The organism is Mucilaginibacter sp. OK283, from assembly GCF_900110415.1.
In the GTDB taxonomy this organism is placed as follows: Bacteria; Bacteroidota; Bacteroidia; order Sphingobacteriales; family Sphingobacteriaceae; genus Mucilaginibacter.
Genome location: NZ_FODR01000002.1, coordinates 36,572 through 60,866 on the forward strand (window position 1 = coordinate 36,572; position 24,295 = coordinate 60,866).

At 44.8% G+C, this 24,295-nt stretch carries 24 protein-coding genes and 1 tRNA gene; 9 read left to right on the forward strand and 16 right to left on the reverse strand.

The window, feature by feature from the left end:
* Window positions 1-100 precede the first annotated feature (100 nt).
* On the forward strand, window positions 101-2,251 hold the full coding sequence (locus BMX56_RS04985; protein ID WP_177183717.1) for a glycoside hydrolase family 31 protein: 2,151 nt from the start codon (window positions 101-103) through the stop codon (window positions 2,249-2,251).
* Window positions 2,252-2,625: 374 nt separating this feature from the next.
* On the opposite strand, the gene BMX56_RS04990 is transcribed toward BMX56_RS04985, so the two are convergent.
* Window positions 2,626-3,525, reverse strand: coding sequence for a metallophosphoesterase family protein (locus tag BMX56_RS04990; RefSeq protein ID WP_090641836.1), 900 nt, complete (start codon window positions 3,523-3,525; stop codon window positions 2,626-2,628).
* 109 nt (window positions 3,526-3,634) lie between these two features.
* Window positions 3,635-3,811, reverse strand: a complete 177-nt coding sequence (locus BMX56_RS30050) for a hypothetical protein (protein WP_177183718.1) — start codon at window positions 3,809-3,811, stop codon at window positions 3,635-3,637.
* A 463-nt stretch (window positions 3,812-4,274) separates the two neighbouring features.
* Between BMX56_RS30050 and BMX56_RS04995 the strand changes: the two genes are divergently transcribed.
* Complete coding sequence (locus BMX56_RS04995) at window positions 4,275-5,306, forward strand: HAMP domain-containing protein (protein ID WP_090641838.1); 1,032 nt, start codon at window positions 4,275-4,277, stop codon at window positions 5,304-5,306.
* Between the two features lie 56 nt (window positions 5,307-5,362).
* Here the strand turns inward: BMX56_RS04995 and BMX56_RS05000 are convergent, their stop codons facing one another.
* The 3 genes from BMX56_RS05000 to BMX56_RS05010 form a co-directional block, all read right to left on the reverse strand.
* Window positions 5,363-5,578 (reverse strand): Txe/YoeB family addiction module toxin, encoded by a 216-nt coding sequence (locus tag BMX56_RS05000; RefSeq protein WP_255369775.1) that lies wholly within the window; start codon window positions 5,576-5,578, stop codon window positions 5,363-5,365.
* A 34-nt stretch (window positions 5,579-5,612) separates the two neighbouring features.
* Entirely contained in the window at window positions 5,613-5,813 is a 201-nt protein-coding gene (locus BMX56_RS05005) for a DUF2683 family protein (protein ID WP_090641841.1), read from the reverse strand.
* Window positions 5,814-5,898: 85 nt separating this feature from the next.
* Window positions 5,899-6,843, reverse strand: coding sequence for an SDR family NAD(P)-dependent oxidoreductase (locus BMX56_RS05010; protein ID WP_090643863.1), 945 nt, complete (start codon window positions 6,841-6,843; stop codon window positions 5,899-5,901).
* A 177-nt stretch (window positions 6,844-7,020) separates the two neighbouring features.
* On the opposite strand from BMX56_RS05010, the gene BMX56_RS05015 reads away from it, so the two are divergent.
* The gene (locus BMX56_RS05015) at window positions 7,021-7,539 is read left to right on the forward strand and encodes a hypothetical protein (protein WP_143065365.1); all 519 of its coding nucleotides are present in this window, start codon (window positions 7,021-7,023) and stop codon (window positions 7,537-7,539) included.
* 53 nt (window positions 7,540-7,592) lie between these two features.
* Here BMX56_RS05015 and BMX56_RS05020 read toward each other — a convergent pair whose 3' ends face one another.
* Entirely contained in the window at window positions 7,593-8,093 is a 501-nt protein-coding gene (locus BMX56_RS05020; RefSeq protein WP_218152383.1) for a VOC family protein, read from the reverse strand.
* Between the two features lie 275 nt (window positions 8,094-8,368).
* On the opposite strand from BMX56_RS05020, the gene BMX56_RS05025 reads away from it, so the two are divergent.
* Window positions 8,369-9,412 carry a Kelch repeat-containing protein gene (locus BMX56_RS05025; RefSeq protein WP_090641849.1) on the forward strand — a complete coding sequence of 348 codons (1,044 nt, stop codon included), beginning with the start codon at window positions 8,369-8,371 and terminating at the stop codon, window positions 9,410-9,412.
* 274 nt (window positions 9,413-9,686) lie between these two features.
* Here BMX56_RS05025 and BMX56_RS05030 read toward each other — a convergent pair.
* Window positions 9,687-9,773, reverse strand: a tRNA-Ser gene (locus BMX56_RS05030).
* Between the two features lie 183 nt (window positions 9,774-9,956).
* A complete protein-coding gene (locus tag BMX56_RS05035) occupies window positions 9,957-10,340 on the reverse strand; it encodes a hypothetical protein (RefSeq protein ID WP_090641853.1) in 384 nt (127 codons plus the stop codon).
* Window positions 10,341-10,382: 42 nt separating this feature from the next.
* Here BMX56_RS05035 and BMX56_RS05040 point away from each other — a divergent pair, with 42 nt between their 5' ends.
* Both BMX56_RS05040 and BMX56_RS05045 read left to right on the forward strand, forming a co-directional pair.
* The gene (locus tag BMX56_RS05040; protein ID WP_090641856.1) at window positions 10,383-10,784 is read left to right on the forward strand and encodes a DUF5655 domain-containing protein; all 402 of its coding nucleotides are present in this window, start codon (window positions 10,383-10,385) and stop codon (window positions 10,782-10,784) included.
* A gap of 548 nt (window positions 10,785-11,332) precedes the next feature.
* Window positions 11,333-12,238: a VOC family protein gene (locus BMX56_RS05045; protein WP_090641859.1), complete on the forward strand. Its 906-nt coding sequence runs from the start codon at window positions 11,333-11,335 to the stop codon at window positions 12,236-12,238.
* Window positions 12,239-12,468: 230 nt separating this feature from the next.
* Here BMX56_RS05045 and BMX56_RS05050 read toward each other — a convergent pair whose 3' ends face one another.
* The 4 genes from BMX56_RS05050 to BMX56_RS05065 all read right to left on the reverse strand — a co-directional run bounded on the left by BMX56_RS05050 (window position 12,469) and on the right by BMX56_RS05065 (window position 16,244).
* Window positions 12,469-13,524: a type II toxin-antitoxin system antitoxin DNA ADP-ribosyl glycohydrolase DarG gene (locus tag BMX56_RS05050; RefSeq protein WP_090641862.1), complete on the reverse strand. Its 1,056-nt coding sequence runs from the start codon at window positions 13,522-13,524 to the stop codon at window positions 12,469-12,471.
* A complete protein-coding gene (locus BMX56_RS05055) occupies window positions 13,524-14,171 on the reverse strand; it encodes a type II toxin-antitoxin system toxin DNA ADP-ribosyl transferase DarT (RefSeq protein ID WP_090643874.1) in 648 nt (215 codons plus the stop codon). The genes BMX56_RS05050 and BMX56_RS05055 overlap by 1 nt, the downstream gene beginning before the upstream one ends.
* Before the next feature lie 443 nt (window positions 14,172-14,614).
* A complete protein-coding gene (locus BMX56_RS05060; protein ID WP_090641865.1) occupies window positions 14,615-15,847 on the reverse strand; it encodes an RNA polymerase sigma factor in 1,233 nt (410 codons plus the stop codon).
* A gap of 43 nt (window positions 15,848-15,890) precedes the next feature.
* A complete protein-coding gene (locus BMX56_RS05065; protein ID WP_090641868.1) occupies window positions 15,891-16,244 on the reverse strand; it encodes a YciI family protein in 354 nt (117 codons plus the stop codon).
* A 292-nt stretch (window positions 16,245-16,536) separates the two neighbouring features.
* Here BMX56_RS05065 and BMX56_RS05070 point away from each other — a divergent pair, with 292 nt between their 5' ends.
* Window positions 16,537-17,202 carry a Type 1 glutamine amidotransferase-like domain-containing protein gene (locus BMX56_RS05070; protein WP_090643879.1) on the forward strand — a complete coding sequence of 222 codons (666 nt, stop codon included), beginning with the start codon at window positions 16,537-16,539 and terminating at the stop codon, window positions 17,200-17,202.
* Here BMX56_RS05070 and BMX56_RS29820 read toward each other — a convergent pair.
* From BMX56_RS29820 to BMX56_RS05080, 3 genes are all read right to left on the reverse strand, one after another.
* Complete coding sequence (locus tag BMX56_RS29820; protein WP_143065366.1) at window positions 17,192-17,383, reverse strand: hypothetical protein; 192 nt, start codon at window positions 17,381-17,383, stop codon at window positions 17,192-17,194. The two genes, BMX56_RS05070 and BMX56_RS29820, sit on opposite strands and share 11 nt — an antisense overlap.
* Before the next feature lie 37 nt (window positions 17,384-17,420).
* Window positions 17,421-18,035: a YdeI/OmpD-associated family protein gene (locus BMX56_RS05075; protein WP_090641871.1), complete on the reverse strand. Its 615-nt coding sequence runs from the start codon at window positions 18,033-18,035 to the stop codon at window positions 17,421-17,423.
* A gap of 84 nt (window positions 18,036-18,119) precedes the next feature.
* Complete coding sequence (locus BMX56_RS05080) at window positions 18,120-19,019, reverse strand: helix-turn-helix domain-containing protein (RefSeq protein ID WP_090641873.1); 900 nt, start codon at window positions 19,017-19,019, stop codon at window positions 18,120-18,122.
* Between the two features lie 376 nt (window positions 19,020-19,395).
* Here BMX56_RS05080 and BMX56_RS05085 point away from each other — a divergent pair, with 376 nt between their 5' ends.
* Window positions 19,396-19,794 (forward strand): hypothetical protein, encoded by a 399-nt coding sequence (locus BMX56_RS05085; RefSeq protein ID WP_090641876.1) that lies wholly within the window; start codon window positions 19,396-19,398, stop codon window positions 19,792-19,794.
* A 263-nt stretch (window positions 19,795-20,057) separates the two neighbouring features.
* Here BMX56_RS05085 and BMX56_RS05090 read toward each other — a convergent pair whose 3' ends face one another.
* Window positions 20,058-21,548 (reverse strand): ligand-binding sensor domain-containing protein, encoded by a 1,491-nt coding sequence (locus BMX56_RS05090; protein WP_090641879.1) that lies wholly within the window; start codon window positions 21,546-21,548, stop codon window positions 20,058-20,060.
* Window positions 21,549-21,973: 425 nt separating this feature from the next.
* On the opposite strand from BMX56_RS05090, the gene BMX56_RS05100 reads away from it, so the two are divergent.
* Window positions 21,974-23,722 (forward strand): response regulator, encoded by a 1,749-nt coding sequence (locus BMX56_RS05100; protein ID WP_090641884.1) that lies wholly within the window; start codon window positions 21,974-21,976, stop codon window positions 23,720-23,722.
* The last annotated feature ends 573 nt before the right edge of the window (window positions 23,723-24,295 follow it).

Here is a 24,295-nt window from a genome sequence, read left to right on the forward strand (position 1 = left end):
TAATATTTCCGGTAGAATATTTTCAATGTACAGCATTTGCCGAACTTTAATGCATCATTGTATTATTGAGAGATACGAAAGCTTGATTGTATATTTGTTTATGAAACTTACCACCCGATTCGCGCTTTTGTTTGTACTTCTTCACAACATTTCCTTTTTTGCTATCGCACAACAACCTCCACAGGTTGCAACGGTGGCACCTGGTGTAAAAAAACTCACATCGGGCCAGCCGGAAAAGTTTTCGCCTTACAGCTTTTGTAGTGAAAAACCCGTGGTAGCAGAGATGAGCAGATTGCCTGAAGCCAAACTGCCCTTCAATGTTAACGACATTAAGATCAATGTTTCTGATCGCGGGGCGGTTATAGAGATACCTTTAGACAATGAAGAACAGCTTTATGGATTCGGCCTGCAAATGGGGTCTTTCAATCAAAAAGGCCTTCGGAAAAAACCTATAGTAAATGATAACCCTTCACATGACCTGGGATATAGCCACGCCCCTATGCCATTTTATGTATCGAACAAAGGTTATGGCATCCTGGTGAATACTTCGCATTACACTACATTTTACTGCGGCAGCACCGCCAAAAATACGGGTGCGGTTCATGTAAATGATGGTAAAAGCGGTAACTCTGTTGAAGAGTTGTATAAAAATGATCGTCCAGCGTCGGGCTATGTGGCGGTAGATGTTCCGGGTGTGCAGGGCGTTGAGGTTTATATATTTGAAGGCCCAGACTTAATTAATGTTTTACAACGTTATAATTTATTTTCGGGCGGCGGGGCCTTGCCGGCTATGTGGGGCCTTGGCGTTAAATACCGTGTAAAGGCCGACTTTAACCAGCAACAGGTAGGCAAGATGGCTTCTTATTTTAGGGATAACCAAATTCCGTGTGATGTACTTGGCCTGGAACCGAAATGGCAAACAACCGCCTATTCCTGCTCATACGTGTGGAATAAAGATTTTTTTCCTGATCATGACAAGTTCATCGATACTATGAAGACTAAAGGGTTTCACATCAACTTGTGGGAACATGCGTTCGTAAATCCTAAATCGCCGCTTTATGTACCCCTTAAAATTAAATCGGGAGATTACCTGGTTTGGAACGGCCTTGTACCGGATTTTGTTGACCCTTCGGCCGGTAAATTATTTGCCGACTATCATAAAGATACCTTTGTGCTCAAAGGTATCTCCGGTTTTAAAATGGATGAGTGCGATAACTCCAACCTCACCACGGGGAATGCTACCTGGAGTTTTCCGGAACATAGTCGTTTTCCTTCTGGAATTAACGGCGAGCAAATGCACCAGGTTTTTGGTGTTGTTTACCAAAAAACAGTTTATAATATTTATAAAGAACTTAACATCCGAACTTTCCTGGATGTGCGGGCCTCTAATGCATTTGCTTCCTCTTATCCTGCGTCGCTTTACAGCGATACGTATGATCACCATGAATATATCCAGATGATCAGTAATTCCGGATTTTCAGGATTGATCTGGTCGCCCGAGGTCAGGGAATCCAAATCTGTTGCCGACCTGATGCGCCGCAGTCAAACAGCGGTACTATCGGCTCAAACACTATACAATTCCTGGTATCTGCAAAATCCGCCCTGGCTGCAAATCAACAGAGATAAAAACAATAAAAACGAGTTTATGGAGAACGCGAAAGCTGTAGAGGCCGATGTGCGTAAACTTCTTAATTTCAGGATGAGCCTGGTTCCTTATTTGTATAGCGCATTTGCCGATTACCATTCAAAGGGCATTCCGCCCTTCAGGGCCCTGGTTGTTGATTATCCAACTGACCCGAAAGTTTTCAATATCGATGATGAATATATGATAGGCCAGGGAATTTTGGCTGCTCCGCTTACCGAAAATAGCGATGAACGCAAAGTTTACCTTCCCGCAGGCAACTGGTACGATTTCAATACCCGTAAAAAATATCCGGGAGGACAAGAATATATCATAAAAACCAGTTATACCGAGCTGCCGATATTTGTGAAAGAGGGTACTATTTTGCCTCTGGCTAAGCCGGTAGAATACATAAGCCCGGAAACCCGTTTCGAACTTACCTGCTATGTGTATGGCGATGAACCGAAACCTTTCTCCTTATTCGAAGATGATGGCGTAACCTTCGACTTTGAAAAAGGAAAATATAATAACCTTAGTTTGAGCTATCAGCATGGTAAGGGTGGGGTAAAAAAAACCGGTGCTTTCAAAGGCAGCAGGTATTATGTCAAAAACTGGGAAGTGATCAGGTAAAGTTCCGCATAGTTTAAACGTTTCAGGTTGAAGATGCCAGCGGCGGGTGATTTTCAAAAAACGTCCGAAGTTCGTCTGTTATTTTCTAAATGATATTTCACCCGCGGGAGTACGGGTAATAGTCAGGACATTTTTAAAATTCGCTTTTGCTTTTTGGTTATCTAAACCGGATAAAGTTCTCCCGGCAATGCAAAATAAAATTGATTTTCGACCAGGTTCAATTTTTTCGCTTCAACAATGGCTTCTTCCTTGCTGTTTGCCCTGGCCGGGACATAGGTACGGCTAAGTTTAGCGACAGGCGAGTAAGCAACCTGTAATAGCTATTGTAAAGCTGCAATATGTTTTCCGACTTTCTCCTCGTACAAGTACGACTATCAAAGGTAATTCACATATTGCTCTTCAAAGGTACCATCGGCATACAGGTCAATTAAGCCGTAGCCGGGGGCGGTTTGGCGCAGGTTACCTTCCCACCAGGCGCCGCTTACCGCGCCGTTGCAAATGTAGGTAACGTTATTGTATACCACCTTGTCGCGCAGGTGGATGTGGCCGGCCAGGCATAGCTTTACGTTGGGGTATTGGGCAAACAGGTTAATGATGCGGGTGCTATCGGTATGCATGTCGCCGCCCAGTATTTCCCATTTGTTAATAATGTTATCGGCTATCAGCACGGTGGCGCTCAGGATAGGTATATGCGACATGATGAGCACCGGCATAGCCGCATCTGTAATTTTTAGTTCGTTTTCAAGCCAGGCAAACTGCTCATCGCCCAGTTTGCCAATGTACCAGGTACCATCAACATCCAGGTGAACGCTATCGAGCAAAATAAACTTCCATCCGCCCTGTATAAAACTGTTATATGGCCTGGCCAGCTGTAGCTGGTCCATGCTGTATTGTTTGCCGTAAACCGCTTCAGTTTTATTGTTCTCGTTCCACCAAATATCATGGTTGCCCAGGCAAAAATGGGTGGGTATGCTGGTTTCGGCTTTTAGGATGCCTTTCATCAGCTGCCATTGGGTGTTAATAGTGGCCAGGTTTTCCTTGTTCATGTCAAAAACAATATCGCCGCCGTTCAGTACAAGGTCGGGTTTTTGCTGCTGTACATGGTGCAGGCATTTCACAAATTTGGCCGGAGCGCCAAACTTGTCTTTCAGGTGTATATCGGTAACATGCGCTACCCTTAACGCGCGCCTTTTAGGGTCGATACCCTGGCTTAGCCCAATAGACGGTACCAGCAACAGGCCGCCAATGTTTTTTAATGCTGCTCTTCTTTGCATGCCTAAATGTAAAATTTAATCTGATGCTACTGTTAGTCTTTAGTCGAAAGTCTTAAGTCAAAAAGCAAATTCGACTTAGAGCTTAAGACTTAGTACTTTTAACTTAATATTAAACCAACGGATCGCCCCGCTCATCCTGCTCTTCGGTGTCGGGTTTCATTTCCGATTGGATCATGTCTTTTTCAAACTTCTTCTCGTCCCTGATGTTGCGGCGCACCAGCCAAACCACCAACAGAACAACTGCAAGCACCGCTAAACTTACTTCAAGATAATTTATATTGTTCATAAAAAAGGTTTTACAGGCTAATGTGGCCGGCGGGTATTTATCTCATCAATGTCTGTTGTAAACAGCGCAAACACCCGCTCCGCAAAAATAACGCTTAATTTCCGGCACTTAATTCTTTGCGAGATGTAGGGAAAGGGCTCGAACCTTTCATATGCCGCCGTCCGGCGCCCTACGCAGCGGTATACCTTTTTCACCTGGTAACCGCCGCAAAGTTAAACCACCAAAACGGGAATTTTACCCGTTGAGCATTATTTAACAGAAAGGTAATATAATATGGAAAAAGGTAATACAACACGGAAAAGGTAGTGATGGGATTTTTCATTGTTCCGATAGAAGCGCTCAGTAAAATCAAATTATATTTCTTGCTCCAAAAACCTTATAATCCAGATAGATTTTTAATTATCTTTACGCACAGTCTTCCTCCTGTTCAAGGTACTATTACATTTTAACGCATTGTATAGTTATGAAAATCAAAAAAAAGCTCTTGTTAGGATTTGGCCTCTTGTTTGTTGTGGTGGTTGTTTTTGGCATTGTGTCTATCTACTATATTAAAGTAATATCCGAAACCGCCAGCATTACTTTAAAAAACAACTACGCTACCTTAACGTATACCCGTCAAATGCGATCGGTTTTGGATGAAAACGACTTGCCGCTGAAATCTGGCGTAGCCGAAACATTTAACCAGGCGCTAAAAAAACAAGAAAACAATATTACCGAACCCGGCGAAAGCGCGGCGACAGCCCAGTTGCGCAAAGCCTTTGTTTTGTTAAGCGCCCCCTCGCTGCCTTTGAATCAGCAACAACTTGCCGAGCGGGATGCGCGCCTGCAACTGAAAGATATAGAGGGTTTAAACATGCATGCTATCGAGCTTAAAAATAATTACACCCATTCCACCGTCAACAAATCTACCCTGTACCTTGGTGGTATGGTGTTTATTACCTTTTTGATCCTTTTTATTTTAATTGTGAATTTCCCGGGGTTTATACTCAACCCGTTAGAGGAACTGGCAGATGGTTTGGAGCAAATTAGTATAAAAAATTATAATACCCGGCTGCATTTTAAAACCAGCGATGAATTTGCCCGCCTGGCCGAAGCTTTTAATGCCATGGCAGCCAAATTGGGCGAACAGGAGAATGCAAGCCTTAGCAAACTTATAGCGACCGAATTGCGACTAAAAACACTGGCAGAAGAAATGCCCGGCGCCGTGATTGGTATCAGCGAAAATCAGGAAATTCTGTTTGTTAACCAGGAAGCGAAAAAGATGTTAAACCTGGGCGAAAAGCTGGTTGTCGGCCAATCTGTTGTAGTGTTATCCGAAACCAATGAATTGCTGAAAATACTTGTAGATGATACTGAAAACTCTTTAAAAGCGGCTCATTTTCAACAAAAAACGCTTAGGGTTACGGTGCCCAATTTAAAGCCCGACCTTGACGCGCTTACCGTTGCAAGCTATCCGGCAGGTACAATCCACGTATTTAAAGCCGTGGGCGTTTAGGTTTGGGATTGGAAATTTAACGAGGTTATAGGTAAAATGTACCATTGGGCCTTGGGTTATAAATAGTGGCCTCTTAATGAATAAACCTTTATTACCTCGCCCTGAACATCGTAAATCATGCGATGTTCTTCATTAATTCTTCTCGACCACTTTCCGGAAAGATCATATTTCAATGCCTCTGGTTTGCCAATTCCTTCAAATGGATTTGCTATTGTTGCAGCAAAGAGTTGCTGAATTTTTTTTGTACAGCTATATTTCCCGACTTCTTCCAAAATATAAAATCCTTAACAGCATCCCCGTAAAGTTCTATTTCCATAGATTCTCAACATCAACCTTCACTCCTTTGCCAGCTTTAGACGCTTTCTCGCCTCTTTTAATTTTTGCGACAAAATCAGGATTATAAGGGCTTGCGGGCTCTTTTTTGAAAGAGACATCCAATGCCCTCAAAAACGCTTTAATCGCTATTAACTGCTTCTGATCTTTAGGATGTACAATTAAAGTTTCCATAAATCAAAAATAATAATAATTCAACATACCTGTATCGGGATCATCAACCTTTTTTCCATTACCCATACGGGCAGTGAGGGGATCATCAACCGTAAATGACGCCGGTAACCTTCTCGCTGAACCGCCATAAGGCAACCGCCTGGTCCGGATTGATGGCGAAGGAACGCACGCCGTAACCTGCCTGTAAATCGTCGGGCACCAGTTCTGCGATATCGCAATCCTCGCAATAAACGCCTCCTATGCCATCAAGCTGATGACTTAGAGCACACCAGATGGAAGTAGCAGCACCCTGCTGCGTGGTTTTAATACCTTTTACCCGCTGAGCCCAGGCTTGTATTTCTTCGTCCGTCATATAGCGGAAGGCATCGGTAAGTATGGCGCCGGGGTGTACTGCAAATGCCCTTATATTATGTTGCTGCCCAAGCCTGTCCAGTTCGACGGCAAAAAGTGAGGTGGCAGTTTTTGACTGCCCGTAAGCTTTCGATTTATCAAAAGGATGTTTTTCAAAGTTTGGGTCATCCAGTTGCAGGCCCATATACCGGTGGCCTATGGAAGACAGTGCAACCACCCGTGCGCCGCCGGCATTTTTTAAGGCTGGCCATAGCCGCCCGGTAAGTTGAAAGTGGCCCAGGTAGTTTACACCAAACTGGAGTTCGTAGCCCCGCTTGTCTGTAAGGAATTGTGGCGGCCGGTACAACCCCGCATTGTTAATGAGTAAATGCAGGCTGTTATATTCAGCCAGGAAGCGTTCGGCAAAGGCGTCTACAGAAGCTGGATCGGCCAGGTCAAGGGGGATGAAGGATACATTTTTAAGCCCGGCAAGGCGCTCCTTTGATTTTTCGGCATCCCTGGCGCCAACAACAACATGCGCCCCTATATCAGCCAATGTTTTTACCGTTTCGTAACCTATTCCGGAATTTCCACCGGTTACTAAAGCAATTTTGCCGGTTAAATTATGACCTGCGGCAACTTCGGCGGCCGTGCTGTTGGCATTAAATCCTGAATGAATTGGTTTTTGTGCTGTTTTCATATGGAACGATAAAATTAACAGAACAAAACCGGTAATTTTTAAAAAAGTTATGTGGCTCAAATTAGTAATTTTGCTGATTGAAGTAGCGGCCGGAGATGTTTTTTATCAGTGTAAAGTCCCGGCAAATTACCTATCTTTCCTTCGGGCATGCATAAACCTATTCCAGTTAAATCATCAATGAAATGGCCTGTTAAACGTATCATAACGTTTGCTTTTATAGCTTTATTGGGCCTGGTGCCCTGGGAAGCATTATTACCCATCCAGATTATGAATGGCGTTTTAAGGCTGCTTACCAGTACAGCCTTAGGTTTGTTTGGACTGGCCGGGCTGCTATTTACGCTGCTTATTAGTTTTATGCTGTATAAGCCGCCTTTTGCCTTGCCGGCAGCCATATTGTTAAGTATTGCCATATTGCCGGTAAGCGCCATTTTTGCCGCAAGTTTAGTACTGCCGGATTTTGAATGGAAAGATACCGCGGTTTACCAGAATGGTAACGATTACATGGTAGTTCAGGAGCAGGAAGCCTTTGTAACCACCAGCGGGCAAAAACGGCGGGTGCTGCGTACAACATCGCCTAATGGTATGGTAAGGCGGGTTGAGGAATGGGTTGCGCCCAGTGATGTTGAGTTGTTTAATGGCAGTGTGGTACTTTATGAAGGTAAGCGCTGGGATAAACAAAAAACTCAGGGCCCGTAAATAATCGAAGTTTCAACCAGCTCCTAATTCCTTGTTTTTAACTACACGAATAGCTATTTCGTAGTAATTGTACCCATCCTGGCATATTCCACGTCATTGGGTTCCCAAAGTTCAATCTTATTGCCTTCCGGGTCCATTAGATGAACAAAATTGCCATAACTAACTCTTTCCACCGAATCTGTAGGTAAGATGCCGGAGGCTTTCAGCTTGATAAGCAACGCATCCAGCTGTTCTACCCGGTAATTGATCATGAATTGCTTTTCCGAGGGTTGAAAATATTTGGTGGTTTCCTTAAACGGCGCCCATAAGGTAAAACCTTTTTTGGTACTGTCCATACCCTGGTGCCATTCAAAGTTGGTGCCACTCCCTACCATACGCATACCCAGGTTTTTTTCGTACCAGGCCTTTAATGCCGCCGGGTTTTTGGCCTTAAAGAATATTCCGCCGAGCGCTGTTACTCTTGGGCCGGGGATAGGTTTGCGGGTTAATTGACTAAAGCCGTAGCCCATTAAAAAAGCAACCAACAATAAGGCGACGAGCGTGATTTTTTTCATCAGCAATAATTTTATTGTTAAAGATAGCTAAATAATGCGCGGGATTAAATGAATGTTTTGCCAAATTAAACTGGTAACAGGCTATGGCGTGTGCGTTTTGATATGAAGCTCGTATAGGGAGATATTATGTTTTTTTAGTATAAAAAAGGTAAGTGTACAGTGATTGCCAAATACATAATTGTCCGAAGTTGGGCGGCGTCAAACAGCGTGAATTTTTCGTTTGGTTTTGTTGTTTTTTGTTGTAAATTTATATAGTAAACCTATATTAAATTATCATGCCTAAATTAAGTTTGACGATAATTGCAATTTTATTGCTTTTCGTTATCACCTCATGTAGAAAACTCCATGTAGAACCAGGTCCGGGTGATAATACCGATACTACAAAAGTCGATACTACAAAAACCGATACTACAAAAGTAGAGGCGAAGGGGTGGGTTCAATTGGGAAACTATCCGGGTACCGCACTTCGCTGGACGTTTGGATTTTCCGGGGGAAATAAAGGATATGTAATTGGTGGCCAATATGAGGAGCCTTCCGGCCATAGCACCGCCAATGTATTTCAGTATGATCCTTCGGTTGATAAATGGCATCAGCTAAATGACTATCCCGGGAAGGGAATGGGGCTGATGACCGGATTTTCAATAAACAACAAAACGTACATGGGCACCGGGTTTAACTACAGTACAAATCTTTTATACAGCGATTTTTGGGAATACGATCCTTCCAAAGACACATGGATACAAAAGGCGGATTTTCCAGGCGGTAAAAGACAAGGTGCAATATCTTTTTCGATAGGTGGTTATGGATACTTACTTGGCAGCCTCTTGCGAACAAAACAGGATCTGTGGAAATATACACCAGCTACCGATCAATGGATCCAAATGACAGATTATCCCGGAACGGGCATTGCCGAAATGATCAGTGCTTCCGTTAATGGCAAGGCCTATATTGGCGGAGGTACCAGCATGGAAGAAGTTGTGAGTGATTTTTGGGCATACGACCCAGCTTTAGATAAATGGACAAAAAAGGCCGACGTTATTGAGCCGCTTTATAACCCGGTTACCTTTGCTATGGGCACCAAGATTTATGTTGTTGGCGGAATTGGCCAAAATCTGAAATTCCGTAAAGCTGTACTGATATATGATACGGCTACAGATCAATGGACTAAAGCTGAAGATTTTAAAGGGCAGGAAAGGTCGGCAGCTGTTGGATTCGTAATCGGCAACACCGCATATTTCGGCCTTGGAGCAGGTAGTAAAATAGCGGGCGGAGCCACCTATCCGGTGTACTTCAACGATTTCTGGAAATTTAACCCATAGGTTAAAAAGCCCGAATAGCATAAATAATGCGCCGGATTAAGCAGGTATTGTTGCAGGTTCATATCCTTTTTGTGACGGGAGTATCTTTCTTTGAGATTTATTGTGCATCCTGCATAATGCCTGCTACTACGGGGTTCGGCAATGTAAACGTAGTACCACATTTGAGAAGACTGTGTTGGTCGCAAAATGAGAAAACCTCAATAAAATATGATTTTACTGAGGTTTAATTTTCCGTCATTGAAATTTCAACAGATGGTCGCCATAGCGACCGAGGCGGAGAGGGAGGGATTCAAACCCCCGGTACCTGTAACAGTACACCTGATTTCGAATCAGGCACATTCGATCACTCTGACACCTCTCCGTATAGCTGTATTAGCTATTTGAGGGCGCAAATATAATATTATGTACTAACGTGGGGGTAACATTTTATAAAATAAATGAAGCACCGTCGTAAAACGGGCTTAGGTTAGCCGAACCTGCCGGTAGCAACATCGCTTGAAAAAAACGCCCGCCGGGGGGACGGAAATAACGGGCCGGTTTTGTTTTAAAAGCCGATAAATAAAGCTTTGCTTTTAGGTGTTACCTTGCCAATCCTTTCATCCTTGTTTGATACCAGGTCACAAAGCTGTATGCCGGCACCTTCAAAATCATCGTGGCTGTCGCTCAGCAGCAACCAGGCGGTATCAAAAGCCTCGTCTTCATCAAACTGAAAATCGGTAATCGCTGGGATCTCTGCCTTCAAACCGGCATGATGTTCGCGCCTGGTACATATCCAAATGCCGTTGTGTTGCGCATTTTTGCCGGTTTTCCGGAAGATCAGCACTATCTTTCGGTCGAAATAAATATAAAACATGCCTACCGCCGGCTTTACGATGGTACTGGCCGGCAGGTAATCCAGCAGGAAATCAAAAGGCACAGTTTTTTTCATGACGTGGAGTGCATTTTGGTAAATTTAGGCAAAAAATGAATAATGAGCTGGACCTGCCCCAAATGTGAACGCGAGCTGCCGAAACCCGAACAGCGGCATTATTGCGCGCGGGTTAGCCTCGACAGTTTGTTTCGGGGACGCCCGCCTGAACTTGTACTGGTGTTTGATAAAATACTGGCCGAGGTGGCCGATTGGGAGGGAGTTTTGGTTGGCACTACCCCGAATTGTATCGTTTTCACACGGCGGCTTACCTTCCTGGTAATCCGACCGATGAAAAAGGAGCTGGATATTAAATTTTATTCGAAAGTACCGCATCCTGAAAGGCCTGTGCTTAAAAGTGTGGCTTCGGGTAATAAGTTTGAAAACCATATCCGTATTGCTTTGCTGGATGACCTGCGGCCAAAATTGTTTCTTTATCTGCGGGAATCGTATGAGCTTTTATAGTAGTGTTATGTGGTTTTTAGCCGAAAGTCTTAAGTTTTTAGAGGCTGTCTAAAAATAAAAAACAGATCGTTATTGCTTCGTGTTCGCGCATCAACTATTGGAATTTACATAAACATTCGCTTGAACGCTGGCTATGACTCAGCCGGTCGAGGCTACGCCCGACCACCCTCTCTTCACCTTCGGTGAAAAGGGTTTGTTATTAATTATTTGATAATCAGTTATTTGTTAAATTATGATTTTCAAAACCCTCTTTGCGGCGTAGCCGGATAGAGGGCCGGCCAGCGCAGCGTAGCCGGGGTGAGTAGTAGCCGACATGCGAAATACGTTGTTGTTCTTCATTAGAAGCATAAAAACATTAGCAAATCGGGTTTAGACAGATTTTAAGTCAGAAAAAAAGAAAATTCAACTTTATACTTACGACTTGATACTGTTGACTCAGCGAGAGTTAATTGTCGCAATTACGCCCTTAAATTGTCAGGGATATGCCTTGCACCTCCCTGTGTTTTGGCGTTATTTTTGACTAATATTTACACTAAAACCAATTACCTATGTTACCCATCAAACCGCACATCTGGTTCGGCCAGGATAAAGCCAAAGAGGCGGCCGAATTCTACGCATCGTTATTGCCCGGTTCGGCCTTAAACTATGTGAATCATTTTGCTATGCCCGGCGGCGGCGAATGCGAGACAGTTGAATTTACCATGGCCGGACAGCCCTTCCTGGGCATCAGCGCAGGCCCCGGGTTAAATATCAGCCCCGCTATATCTTTTATGATCAATTTTGATCCATCACGCAGCCCGGATGCCGCCAAACATATAGATGAAGTTTGGAACAAGCTGTTGCCAAACGCAAAGGTGATGATGCCGCTTGACCGCTATCCTTTTAGCGAACGCTATGGCTGGATAAGTGATAAATACGGCGTATCATGGCAGTTGATCCTGACCAACCCAGCCGGCGAAGAAAGACCGGTGATCGTTCCATCGCTGCTGTACACGGGGGATGTTGCCGGTAAAGCCAATGAGGCTATCGAGTTTTACTGCTCGATATTTAAAGATGGTAAACGGGGTACCACGGCCCCGCGCCCTGAAGATATGGGCCCCGACAAGGCCGGTACGCTCATGTTTGCTGATTTTTACATAAACCATACCTGGCTGGCCGCTATGGATAGCGCACACCCGCACGGGTTGGGTTTTAACGACGCGGTATCATTGCTGGTCACCTGCGAAACGCAGGAAGAGATTGATTACTACTGGAGTGCTCTTACGGACGACGGCCAGCCAGGGCAATGCGGCTGGCTGAAGGATAAATACGGCGTATCCTGGCAGGTGACTTCAACCGTAATGTTTGAGGCACTTAAGCATGGCAGCCCTGAACAGATTGCCCGTGTTACGCAAACTTTTATGACCATGAAAAAAGTTGATGTTGCGGTTCTGCAACAGGCCTACAACGGGTAAATCAGCATAATTTAAGCAGAAGAAAGCTTGCGATTTATTATTTGCAGGCTTTTTTCATTTTTGATGATCCACTTAGCTGGTTTTGTGTGCCGGGAATGCGGGCAGAAACACAAGTTTGGCACAACAACGTCCCAACACAAGGCGCCAAGAAGGCTTCGGCAACCACGCGTAAGTTTTGAAACTACAAATGCTGGTAGAAACGCAACCCTGTACGAACGGTTTATGTTGTATCAGTTAATGTTTAGTGTTTGGCTATAATCGCTAAGGTGATTGGCTGCAATATCAATATACCTTATTTGAAAAAGCTTTCGCTTACGATCAGACCAATTGTAGATTTTAGTGATAATACCTTCGCGATCAATTCCTGGATTTTCTTTTCTAATAAAATCTACAGTTGCCAATATTTCCAAAGACAAGGCTGATTCAAATCCATCGATCAGTTTCACCAAGCTTGACAGCCGGGCACGCTGTTCTGTCGAAAACTCTTTTTTGACATAGTTTTTTAGCTCTGGCAATTTATCATATTGAAGTTCCAGCGGTTCAAAAGCCTTTGCACTCATCTGTTCGAGACCTTTTACATATTTACCATTCAAGGCATGCATAACATGTTCCACTCCTACACTATAAGGGCCGTAATGACTTGCCTGAAACTTTAGCTTATTCAACGAGGTCTCGCCTAACCGCTGTAAAAAATAAGCCAGTTTGTTTGCAACAAAAAGACTGGTGTTCTCGCCAAGTGAGTCATAATAGAACATCGCGTAAAGCAACATTGCCCTTGCCGGGGTCAATTTAACATCTTTATTGACATCTTGTTTCTTTAGCAACTCCTTCACTGCTTCATTAGGTTCAAATACCTGAATGTCGACGTTTTTTAACTGACCTAAGTGCTTTTCAATCATTGGCCGGACTTTTTCCCATTTCAAGCCTCCGTTTCCGCAGCCTAAAGGGGGAATTGCGATGCTATCTATCTGGTTTTCTTCAATGACCTGAACTAATTTTTGCAGCCCTTGTTCGATATATTCATATTTTGATTTCAGGAACCACTCTGTTTTTGTAGGAAAGTTAATAATGAATTTATCCCCTTCGATCGTGTGTTCCTTTACCACCAGCAAATCACCTGTACGCAATTGCTTATGCTTGCAGGCGGCGGCATACTGCCGGAAGTTTTCGGGAAAAGCTTCTTTAAACTGCAGTGCAATGCCTTTACCCATTACCCCTACGGTGTTAACGGTATTGACTAATGCCTGTGCCTTAGCGTCTAATAGATTACCTTTTAAATATTGCATTAATAATAATAGTTCCCGTTAGGATTAACCCTTACCGGCATTTCTAAGTTCAATTCGTTTAATATTACTTGAACGCGATTTGCAGCGTCATTGTTATATGTAACTATTCCGGCTATACATTGAACTGGTATATGTGTTTTGACCAGGAACTCGGCCTGCTTGTGGCGCATCCTGTCAAAATCATCTTCACTGTTGTGCCAAAATCGCAGGTCAACTTTATCCCAGTGAACTTCATCCAGATTGTTTAAGTCGTTATAGAATGTGGTGATTCGCGTTTTAGCATGGCCTTCCGTAAAGCACCAATCATTACAATGCGCAACAATGTCATTCACCCGACAAACGATATAGACAATGTCTGTTTGCGGTCTTTCTTTGATCCCACGATATCCTGTCTTTATATTCAACAGCATAGGTGATAGTCGTCCAAAATAAAAAGGAACGTACTCTCCCAGTGAACCTCCCGGCGGATTGATCCCAACAGGATAGTCGTGTCGCTTAGCAATTAAGTCACTGTCGCCTATATTAATATAGGCAGGATCAGCCATGCTATGATCCCTGTTAAACATACCATGCGTTAGTAAATATTCTATATTATCGATATGAACAATACGATAAACTTTTACAATATCTGGTCGACGGCCTGGCACTTTTTTGCTTGCAAAATTAAGTATAATCCGCAATGCTACAACTAATATAATTTGGTAGCCTTTGGCGAAACGATTACAACCTTAAGTTTTAGTATGTTTTAATCTTTTGTTATGTTTTTAATCGCGTAACAACCACTGATCGAGGGTAAAGAACGACTTTTTACTAAGATACAAATTAAATGTAATTTTGAATTAACCAATAACTTTATTGATTTGCCTAAGTCGAACACCATGTCATTAATGGATCGGCGAACTAATGTAAATTAAACTTTAGCGCAAGTTTTCTGTACCCCTGTTGTCAATAGTCTACCGCTGTTCCAATGTCTCAAATTGCAAGGTTTTGTGCGCCGCAAATGCGGGCAGCTGATGTGTGATTTTCAAAACGGTACAAAGCTGTATCATCCTAAAAAGTTTACATAAGACAATAAAAAACAGTATGCCAATCAGTCCTCAAGTTCGTCTATTTTTTTCTGGATGATTTTTTTATCTGCCGGGTTACTGGCGATAGCCAGGGCTTTTTGAAAGTTTATTTTTGCTTTCTGATCATCAATGCCGGTATAAAGCTGCCCCAGCAGTGCAAAATAAAATTGATTGCCGGTCAGGTTCAATTTTTCGGCTTCAACAATCGCTTCCTCCTTACTGTTTGCTTTGGCCAGGGCATAGGTGCGGTTAAGTGCCGCTATAGGCGAATAAGCCACCTGTAAATAACGATTATAAAGCTGTAATATATTTTCCCATTTCTCTTTAGTATCCGCCCTCTGCGTACTCCAATAGGCTATAGAGGCCTCCAGGTGGTATTTTGAAAGCGTACTGCCCATGGCCGATCTGTTTAAATAATATCCACCTTTGAGAATCATATCTATATTCCACAGGTTGGTGTCCTGGTCATCATATAAAATGATTTCGCCGGTTTCATTTACCCGCGCATCAAAACGCGAGGCATGAAAATACATCAGCGCAAGCAGGGCATTAACCGGGGGCTTATTGGTATGCTCATTATCGGCAAGCATTTGGCATAGCCTGATGGCCTCAAAACACAAATCCTGGCGAAGCACTTGATTTTGGCTGATGGAATAGTACCCCTCGTTAAACAGCAGGTAAATGGTTGTCAATACAGCGTCCAGCCGCTTATCTATTTCTGCCGGGCCAGGAAGTTCTATTTTAATTTTCTCCTCGCGTAACTTTTCGCGGGCCCGGTATAAACGCTTGTTGATAGTTTCCTTGGTACTCAAAAAAGCCTGGGCAATCTCGTCAATACCAAACCCGCAAAGGATGCGGAGCGATAAGCCTACCTGCGCCTCGGGAGGGATGGAGGGGTGGCAAATGGCGAACATCATTTGCAACTGGCTATCGCTGATGTTTTGCGGCGACAAATCTATGTCGGTTTCATCGTGTTCTGAAAAATCGCTTTTGACTTGGGGCGCGACTTTAGTTTGAAAGGTTAAATGGCGCTGTAAATAATTTTTTGCTTTGTTTTGAGCAACGCGATACAACCAGGCGACAGGGTTTTGGGGCAGGCCGTTAAACCCCCAGGTTTGCGCGGCGGCAAGGAAGGTTTCGCTGGCAATATCCTCGGCTGTCTCCATCTCATCAAACCCAAAGCGCCTGCACAATACCGAGACAATCTTCCGGTATTCCGACCTGAATAAATGTGGTATCAACTCCTGTTGTTCCATAAAACGGAAAGCCCCTGTAAATGTACAGAGGCTTTTTTAGCTTTTAGTGTGTTCCATCATTTTTGGCAATGCGGCGCACTTCCATCGTATTACCTTCGCCCTGCAAAACCGGGCAGCCTTTTGCAAATTCAGCAGCCTCGTCTGCAGATTCGGCCCTCACCACAATAAAACCACCTATAGTTTCCTTAATCTCGCCAAAGGGGCCATTGGTAACCATTTTGTTGGAGTGTACCACACGGGCATCATCAAAAGGCAGGCCCGTACCGCTAACAAATTTGTTTTGGGCGGCAATACTGCCAATCCAGTCCATGGTTTGTTTCATCCATATTTGCATTTGCTCCGGCGAGGCTATCTTTGTGCCATCCTCGTGTCTCATAATTAACGCGTACTCGTTCATTTTTTTAAGCTTTAATTGTTACTGAATTTATGAATTATAACCCGATAACAATTGAGGTTTTTGAAATTGGACAAGCGCTGAGAAAATGTGTTCTCTCATTTGATCGCAAGGTTTGAACTCAGGTGTCACCAGCCATTCTTTACGGATTCCTAAAAAAAAGTACATTAAACAGCTCTATACCAATGTGAATATCGCCGCAAAATACCTCCATATTGGCGCGATTGCCCCACATGCTTTTGCTTTCTTCAGTTTAATTTTATATAATAATTTTAACCGTTTAATTTGGAATATTATGAAGCTGCTTCTCACTTCTGCAGGCATAAGCAATGCGAGCATCCATAACGCGCTCGTTGAATTACTGGGGAAACCTGTTGCCGAAGCCCGCGCCATTTTTATCCCTACCGCCATATACGCCATAGCCGGCGGGGCCGATATATCACGCAAGGTAATTTGCGGGCAGTTAGGCGACCCTTTTTGCAATCTGGGTTGGAAATCCTTAGGAATACTGGAACTTACTGCTCTGCCAAGCATCAAACAAGAGCTCTGGCTGCCCATGTTGCAGGAGACTGACGCTTTGCTGGTTGGCGGGGGCGATTGCCAGTATTTGTGTTACTGGATGCAGCAATCGGGCCTGGCAAAACTTTTGCCCTCGTTGTTGCAAAGGATAGTGTATGTAGGCTTAAGCGCCGGAAGCATGATCATGACCCGCTTTGGAACCACCTACGGCAACCATAATTTACCTGCCGAAAGCGATAAGTCGCTAAAACTGGTTGATTTTGCGCTACACCCTCATTTAGATCATGAATGGTTTCCGACGAATTCTATGGACAATATTCAAAAACTGGCCGCTACGATAGCTGCACCGTCATACGCGATTGACGATCAGACCGCCATAAAAGTGACTGACGACAGCATTGAGGTTATTAGCGAAGGACACTGGAAGCTGTTTAATCCCTGAAGCCGGGTGGCGCGGTAAATTCGCCCGTTGCCATCTTTGTTTTGTCGGTTGTTGGCGTTATTTTCGTACGCTGATAGGTAAACGCCATGCAAAGTAATAAACATGCAACTCCCGGATGTTTATAAGTTCCAAACTTTCCGGCTTCGGACAACGGGCTGGTCTTCAAGTTTCTATTTTCCAATATTTTTAGGGCAGGATGGTATGATATTTTAAGATATCTATTTTTGGTGTTTCCAAAATCTGCCTTTTCCTTCGGCTATCCATTCTAAAGCTTCATTTATTCTTTTTTGTCGTGTTTCGTCGGTTTTGGCATCTGTAATCCAAATAATATATTCCTTGCGGAATGAGTTGGATTTGCTTTCAAAAACTTCCTTTGCTTTGGGGTTAGCTACTAATGCGGCCAGCAAATAATCGGGCGTTACCAGTACCCTGGGTTTATCAGCTTCGGGCTTGTCTCTTTTTATCCTGATGCCCATTTCGTTTAACTGCATGGCTTCTTTAAGCATGGCTATAAATTCATCGTCGGGCGGCAGGTCGCTTATTTTGCTGATCTTTCCTAAAAATCGTTGAATTGGTTTAAGGTCCTTACCTGCCTTCAAACGCGGGTCGGTCATCAGTTCGGCCTTCAGGAACGTAAAAGAGCAATGATTTTTATAGGATGCCACAACACACATGTTATCGTTGTTGTATTCAAAATGGGGCAGGCTCCATTTTATAGCCTCTTCGGCATTAGGGCAATGTTCATGAATAAGGCGGCGCCAATGCTCAAGAATAGGTTTTGCAAAATCTTCTGAGTTATCTATGTAAGCATCCACAGCAGGGTTGTAGTTCATAACGTTATTTAATTTATTGTCACAAAAAAACTTAAACTTACGCGGAAGATTTGGTCGAAAACTTGGATAAACAGGTCAATTTAATTACCTGCGTTGGTTCCGGAACTCCGAAGGCGACAAGCCTACATGCTTTTTAAAGAATTTGCCAAAATTAGCCGGGTCCGAAAAGTTGAGTTGATAGGCAATCTCGGCTACCGTAAAATCGGTGTATTGCATGAGCGACCTGGCTTCGCGGGCCAGGCGTTCGGTAATAAAAGCAAGCGCGTTTTTGCCCGAGGCCTGTTTGACTGATTGGGATAGGTAATTAGCGGTAACCGAAAGCAGATCTGCATATTCCTGCACGGTGCGCTTATTGATATAGTGATTATCAATTAACTGCATAAATTTACGCAACAGGATTTGCTGCGCTGTGGCCACCGGGATATCCTCTTTCTTTTCTAATGCAAAATCTTCCAGGTAATATAGTAAGCCAAGCAATTTTATTCTTGCTTCGATATGCTGTGCCTTGGCCGACCTTTCATAGCTGGTAAATACAGTTTCAAAATGTGGCGCCAACTGTTTAAATGTGTCATGGCCAAACCTAAACAGGTTGGTATGTAACACATTAAAAAGGGGGAATTGCTGGTGAAAGTCTGGTTTGAAGAACAAGAAGCATTTGGGCTTAAAATAAATTACATAACCCTCCAGGGCATTGTTATGCGCAAAGCTATATACAAGATTGGGCGAATGAAAAACAAGATAAGAGTCAGGATCGTGAATGGTTTGATCGCCGTAGTTAACTTCGATTTTGCCGGAATTGAATAGTAAGGCAAAAAAATAAAATGAACGTTTAAAAGGTGGGCGGTATATCTGCAGGTCCTGATCAAGTGGCTTTAGCCTCAGGCAGTAAAAATCCGGATCGGTTGTGCGTCCGGGCCATGGGATAGAGGCCAGGAAGTCGTTGATTTCTGTGTAATAAGAAAGCGTATTTTTTATTTTCGCCATAAAATACACCCCATAAGGGCCGATCCTAAAATAGAAAAAGAAAACCTGTTCGCTACTGATAACAAAAAATCACCGGCTGGGAGTATGTTCAATATCTTCACCCCAACCTCAGCGTTAGGGATTGTACCGGATACCGGCCGCGTAGGGGCATAAGTGCTGGCCGCGACTAAGGCCATGTGCACGTATGAGGGGAAAGCCCGGCCCGCTTCTACCAGCGGGAAACGCCCTGTTTTAGATATGAGATGTTAGATTTGAGACTTTTGAATTATTTGCATAGTGACTGCTTTTGACTTTCCGGACTTTCCGACTTCCGGACTTTCCGACTTTCCCGACTCAACACCTCAAACAATTTACCCCAACCACCTATTACTAACGTATGATTACAGTAGTAGGTATTTTTGAAGATATTACCCTTGCCGACGACGTGTGCGAGTACTTGTTGGGCAACGAGTTTGACGCCGATAGTTTAGACCAGCACACCCACAAAGCCCTGCCCGGCCATGAGGTGCACGAGCCCGGTACCATTGACCGTATAGCCGCGTTTTTTAACCACCTGTTTGATAACCAACACGAGGCCGAAGCCCATGCCACGGCAGGCCGTAACGGCACCATTGTAACGGTGCACGCGCCATCGGCCAGGCTGGCCCAGGAGGCTGTTGATGCACTTAACAATTACGGCGCTATAGATGTAAATGCTTTTGACGAAAATACCACCGGCACACACAGTATAATGATAGAGCGGATTGTGGCGGATGATGTGAGGTTGAGGGGGTGAGTGGTGAGTTGTAAGTAGTAAGTAGGGTTTGGCGGCGAAGACTCACCCGCCCGACGCTGCGCTGGGGCACCCTCTCTTCAACTTCGTTGGAAAGAGGGGCTTGCACGATTGAGTATATAATAATATTTATCCGAACACTAATAAAACACTTCCAAGCCCCTCTTTCCGGCGAAGCCGAAGAGAGGGTGGCGGGCGTAGCCTCGCCGGGTGAGTATTAACCAGCGTTCCCACCGGCTAATTCCATCTCACATCTCACATCTAACTCAAAACGTTCCTCTTTTCCTGATCCTCAGCAAGCCATTGGCCGTGGTAACATAAATAACCCCTTTGGAATCCTGCACCACCTGGTAAATTTTAAAGCCGGGGGCGGGCGAGTTGGCGTTGTTATAGTTTTCCCAGCTGTTTTTTAAATCGTACCGCACCAGGCCCGATTGATCGGTGCCCAGCCATAGTACGTGTTCAAACTTATCGTACATAATGCTGGTTACATGGTTTGATGGCATGCCCGAGTTTTTGTCGGTTAAGTGCAGCCAGGTGCCATCGGGGCGTAGTACGGCGATGCCTTCGTTATCATCGTCGGCCGCGCCTTTGGCGGTGCTTATCAGCGAGAAATAGAGGTTGCCCTGCTCATCTTCGGCGGCACCGGATATGCTGGCGTTTTTCAATGGCGAATCGGATGTGGTAAAAGTAGTTGGCAGCAGGTCTTTCTCGATGAGGATAGTGCCCTTTGATGTACCAATCCACAGGCGTTTGCGGTTATCTACATAAGCAAAAGTTACGTTGCTTGAGGGCAGCAGCGGGATGGTTTTCTTGTTCAGCACCACCACTTTATCTTTACGCACTACTACCATACCATCTTTGGTGGTAAACAGCAGTTCGCCGTTGCGGCTTTTTATAATACTGGTGACCGGGCTTTTTATAAACTTTTTAAAATCGTACACCTGCCAGCCGGCATCGGTGCATTTGTATATGCCGTTGTCAATATAGGCCCATTTGGCGTTCTCCTTATCAACAGTAATTTCCTGCACGGCGGTTTCGGATGTAAAGGGGGAGTTGTACTCATTAACCGGGTTAAAGGTAGTACCATCAAAACGGGTAAGGCCGTGGGCGGTGGCATACCAAAGTACGTCGGTGGCATCAACCGCGCTCGATTGGCTTACGTTATCGGGCAGGGGCGAATCGTATTTGGTCCACTTGGTAAACTCGTAACTGTTGAGCGAGGGGTTGGTATACTGGGTACTGGTGTTGTAAATTGTTGGCGGGCCGGCCGGTTTCATTTGCTCCAGGTCCATCCGCAGCATCTGGGCCGAAATACGACCAAAAGCTATTTTAAACTGCACATTTACCGATGATGCCACCCGTTTGCCATGGTCAACAGCGGCTTTCCACAGGCTGCCGTTTAGCAGGCGAATGATATCGGCGGTAAGGGGGCTGTTGGTAACATCGGTATGGCTTAGCACGCAGCTAAAGCCCGAAGGCTCAACCAGTACCTGGAAAGTGAGCGAGCCATTGGCATCTTTAAACGAATATTTGCGGTTAATACGGTCGCACAGCTGGTCGAGCGTAAACTGGCTGCAGGTAGCTTTGGGGCTGCCGCAGTCGATACAATAATTTTCGGCGCTGCACAGTTCAATCTTTTGCAAAAAAAGATTTTGCGCGCAAACTACCGCGGGAAACACGAAAACTAAAAAGCAGGTAAGCAGCAATAGCTTACAGGTTTTGGGTGGGTATAACAATGTCAGCATTAATTTCATAAAATAAAGAAAGCAAACGCAAACCACCAAACTTATAATAGTTAAATTAGGTTAAAGTTTTGTTACAAAGGGGGAGGGGGGAGTTTGCTTATCGGTTTTTAATAGCGGCTTGTAAGCACAGTATCCAATTTTCCTGTCATCCTGAGGAACGAAGGATCTATCAGCCGTGCATGACCGAAAGAAAAGTTCGTCAATAGATGCTTCGTACCTCAGCATGACAGAGGTGAGCGTTATAAAGATGACATAGCAATCGGCATGACATTCAACTCCCATTCCCATTACAATTTTTCAAGAATATATAAGTACTTTTACAAAGCCAAATACTTGTTACACACGGTTGTAAGTACTTCACTTACAACCGTTAAAATTCTTTTGGCAAAATACAAACATCACATTTAATCAAAGCAGCGGGCCTGCTTACCCCTATGGATAAAATTACCGATAAATACCATCAGCCGGTTAATGCGGGCGCTACGCGCCAGGATCTTTTGTTTGATTTAAAGGAAGTATCCAAACGCACTTACCAGCTGGGGCTTTCGGCCTTGTCGCTGGGGGTGTTTTTGTCGGTTTATGATGCCTTTATCGGCATGTATGTGTCGTCGTTTTTGCTGGCTTGCTTTTGCCTGGCTATTTTAATGTTTGTGGTGTTAAAATGGCAGGATGCCATTAAAGACCTTACCATATCCATATTTTCGGTCATATGCGGGCTGCTGGTTTGCCTGGTGCTGCTTGAAGGCTTGCAAACCGACCAGTACCTCTTCTTTTTCCCCGCCCTGATAGCCGTACCGCTGGTTGTCGACCTGAAGCATAAGCACGCCAAAAAGCCCGGCATTTTTGTGGGCATCATGATATTTGCCTTTGTTGCCTGTATTGTTATTGGCAATTACGTACCTCCGCTGGCCAGTTTTACGCCCGGGCAGGCAGCGCGGCTGGCCCTGGTCAACCGCTTTACGGCGCTTGGCTCAACCATTGTGCTGGCGGCGTTGTACACGTTTTTCGAAAAAAAGTATATCGAAGAGATTGTTACCCAAAGCAACCGGGTTATTAATACCAAAACTCAGTTCCTGGCCACCATGGGGCACGAGCTGCGCACCCCCTTAAACGGCATCATCGGTATTGTAAACCTGCTGAAACAGGAAAACTCGGCCACGCGCCAGGCCGAGTACATCAGCATCCTCCAAAACTCGGCCGACCATATGCTGCAGCAGGTAAATGATATCCTCGATTTTAACAAGATAGAGGCCGGCAAACTGGAGCTGCACCCCGTCACCATCAATTTAAGCAACTTTTTGCTCAATGTATGCCTGCCCTTTAAAGTGCTATCAGCAAACAGCAATGTGGAGGTACTGGCCGAGATTGACCGGCAACTGGATACCCTGGTACTGGCCGACGATATGCGCCTTACGCAGGTGCTCAACAATATTTTTGCCAACGCCCTTAAATTTACCGGCAACGGCTACGTAAAGCTAAAAGCCACCTGCCTTAAAAAAACCGACAAGCTGATAACCGTCGACTTTGTGATTGAAGATACCGGCATCGGCATTGATAAGGCCGACCAGGAAAAGATTTTTGAGGGCTTTTGGCAGGTGTACCACGAGGGCACCCGCGAGCTTACCGGCACCGGCCTGGGCCTTACCATTTGCAACCGCATATTGCAGATGATGGGGTCCAAACTATCGCTCGAGAGCGAAAAAGGCATGGGCAGCAAGTTTTCGTTCGGTTTAACGTTTGGCATTGCCGATGCGGCGCCGCTTCCTATACCGCTAAAGCCCGCAGCAGGCAACGGCGACCTTAAATTGCTAAGGGTACTACTGGCCGAAGACAACAAAATAAACATGATGGTAGCCAAAAAGGCCCTCACCGGCTTTGGCGCCACCGTTGATGCCGCCTACGACGGCGTGGAAGCCCTGGCCCGGCTGGAAGATTTCCCCCACTATGATGTGGTACTGCTCGACCTGGAAATGCCGGTAATGAACGGCTACGAAGCCGTTTTCGAAATCAAAAAGAAATACCCGCAGGTACCCGTCATCGCCTTCACCGCCTCGCTGGTAGATCAAAAAATGCTTGCCGACCTGCTGGCCAGCGGCTTTAACGATTGCATCCTGAAACCCTTCAACCCGCAGCAGCTATCAACCGTTATTAAAAAACATACGGGTATTAAGGAAGGGGTGTAGTTTGATTTCGGATTTCGGATGTTCGATTTCGGATTTTTTTATTTTAGAATTAAAAGGCCCAGGCATGTGCGATTCCCTCCCCAGGGAGGGTAGGGAGGGGGTTCTCCACCCTGCAAATCCCAGTGTTAAGGAAGTGAACCCTGATTTTTTTTTTCAGAATTTGAAAGCATCCCGGCCCCGTAAGGAAGCCAAAAAAAGTCTTGCTACTTACTACTTGATACTAAAACGGGCATGTCCCCCGCCGGTAGAAGCAGGGGCCGGGCTTTCCGTTCATACTGCGCAAGGCATTAGCCACAGGCCGGTACCCACTTCAATCCCTCATGCGGAAGTTGGGGAGTGTTTGGCTTTGCGGGTTATTATAACGCTGTAATATGTATGGGCACATCCCGGCATTACCGAGGCGGCGGCGGTCGACATTTATTTCCATAACGCGAACGCCGAAGAGTGGGCTTAATGCTTCATAAAATATCGTGATTTGCATGGGGAGAGCTGGGTGGCGGGAGGAGTGTCTGACACTGCTGAGGTTTTTCGTAAATAAGTAGTTGTGTTGTAGTGTGTTGTGGTATTTTAATT

Excerpts from the sequence above, each read along its gene's own strand:
- BMX56_RS05065 (WP_090641868.1), bottom strand. The coding sequence starts at position 16,244 with ATGAACGAGTACGCGTTAATTATGAGACACGAGGATGGCACAAAGATA.
- BMX56_RS04990 (WP_090641836.1), bottom strand. The coding sequence starts at position 3,525 with ATGCAAAGAAGAGCAGCATTAAAAAACATTGGCGGCCTGTTGCTGGTA.
- BMX56_RS05035 (WP_090641853.1), bottom strand. The coding sequence starts at position 10,340 with ATGAAAAAAACTGTGCCTTTTGATTTCCTGCTGGATTACCTGCCGGCC.
- BMX56_RS05020 (WP_218152383.1), bottom strand. The coding sequence starts at position 8,093 with ATGAAAAAAATCACGCTCGTCGCCTTATTGTTGGTTGCTTTTTTAATG.
- BMX56_RS05025 (WP_090641849.1), top strand. The coding sequence starts at position 8,369 with ATGCCTAAATTAAGTTTGACGATAATTGCAATTTTATTGCTTTTCGTT.
- BMX56_RS05080 (WP_090641873.1), bottom strand. The coding sequence starts at position 19,019 with ATGGCGAAAATAAAAAATACGCTTTCTTATTACACAGAAATCAACGAC.
- BMX56_RS05090 (WP_090641879.1), bottom strand. The coding sequence starts at position 21,548 with ATGAAATTAATGCTGACATTGTTATACCCACCCAAAACCTGTAAGCTA.
- BMX56_RS05040 (WP_090641856.1), top strand. The coding sequence starts at position 10,383 with ATGAGCTGGACCTGCCCCAAATGTGAACGCGAGCTGCCGAAACCCGAA.
- BMX56_RS05060 (WP_090641865.1), bottom strand. The coding sequence starts at position 15,847 with ATGGAACAACAGGAGTTGATACCACATTTATTCAGGTCGGAATACCGG.
- BMX56_RS05085 (WP_090641876.1), top strand. The coding sequence starts at position 19,396 with ATGATTACAGTAGTAGGTATTTTTGAAGATATTACCCTTGCCGACGAC.
- BMX56_RS30050 (WP_177183718.1), bottom strand. The coding sequence starts at position 3,811 with ATGAACAATATAAATTATCTTGAAGTAAGTTTAGCGGTGCTTGCAGTT.
- BMX56_RS05070 (WP_090643879.1), top strand. The coding sequence starts at position 16,537 with ATGAAGCTGCTTCTCACTTCTGCAGGCATAAGCAATGCGAGCATCCAT.
- BMX56_RS05005 (WP_090641841.1), bottom strand. The coding sequence starts at position 5,813 with ATGGAAACTTTAATTGTACATCCTAAAGATCAGAAGCAGTTAATAGCG.
- BMX56_RS05045 (WP_090641859.1), top strand. The coding sequence starts at position 11,333 with ATGTTACCCATCAAACCGCACATCTGGTTCGGCCAGGATAAAGCCAAA.
- BMX56_RS04995 (WP_090641838.1), top strand. The coding sequence starts at position 4,275 with ATGAAAATCAAAAAAAAGCTCTTGTTAGGATTTGGCCTCTTGTTTGTT.
- BMX56_RS05015 (WP_143065365.1), top strand. The coding sequence starts at position 7,021 with ATGAAATGGCCTGTTAAACGTATCATAACGTTTGCTTTTATAGCTTTA.
- BMX56_RS05050 (WP_090641862.1), bottom strand. The coding sequence starts at position 13,524 with ATGCAATATTTAAAAGGTAATCTATTAGACGCTAAGGCACAGGCATTA.
- BMX56_RS05100 (WP_090641884.1), top strand. The coding sequence starts at position 21,974 with ATGGATAAAATTACCGATAAATACCATCAGCCGGTTAATGCGGGCGCT.
- BMX56_RS04985 (WP_177183717.1), top strand. The coding sequence starts at position 101 with ATGAAACTTACCACCCGATTCGCGCTTTTGTTTGTACTTCTTCACAAC.
- BMX56_RS05075 (WP_090641871.1), bottom strand. The coding sequence starts at position 18,035 with ATGAACTACAACCCTGCTGTGGATGCTTACATAGATAACTCAGAAGAT.
- BMX56_RS05010 (WP_090643863.1), bottom strand. The coding sequence starts at position 6,843 with ATGAAAACAGCACAAAAACCAATTCATTCAGGATTTAATGCCAACAGC.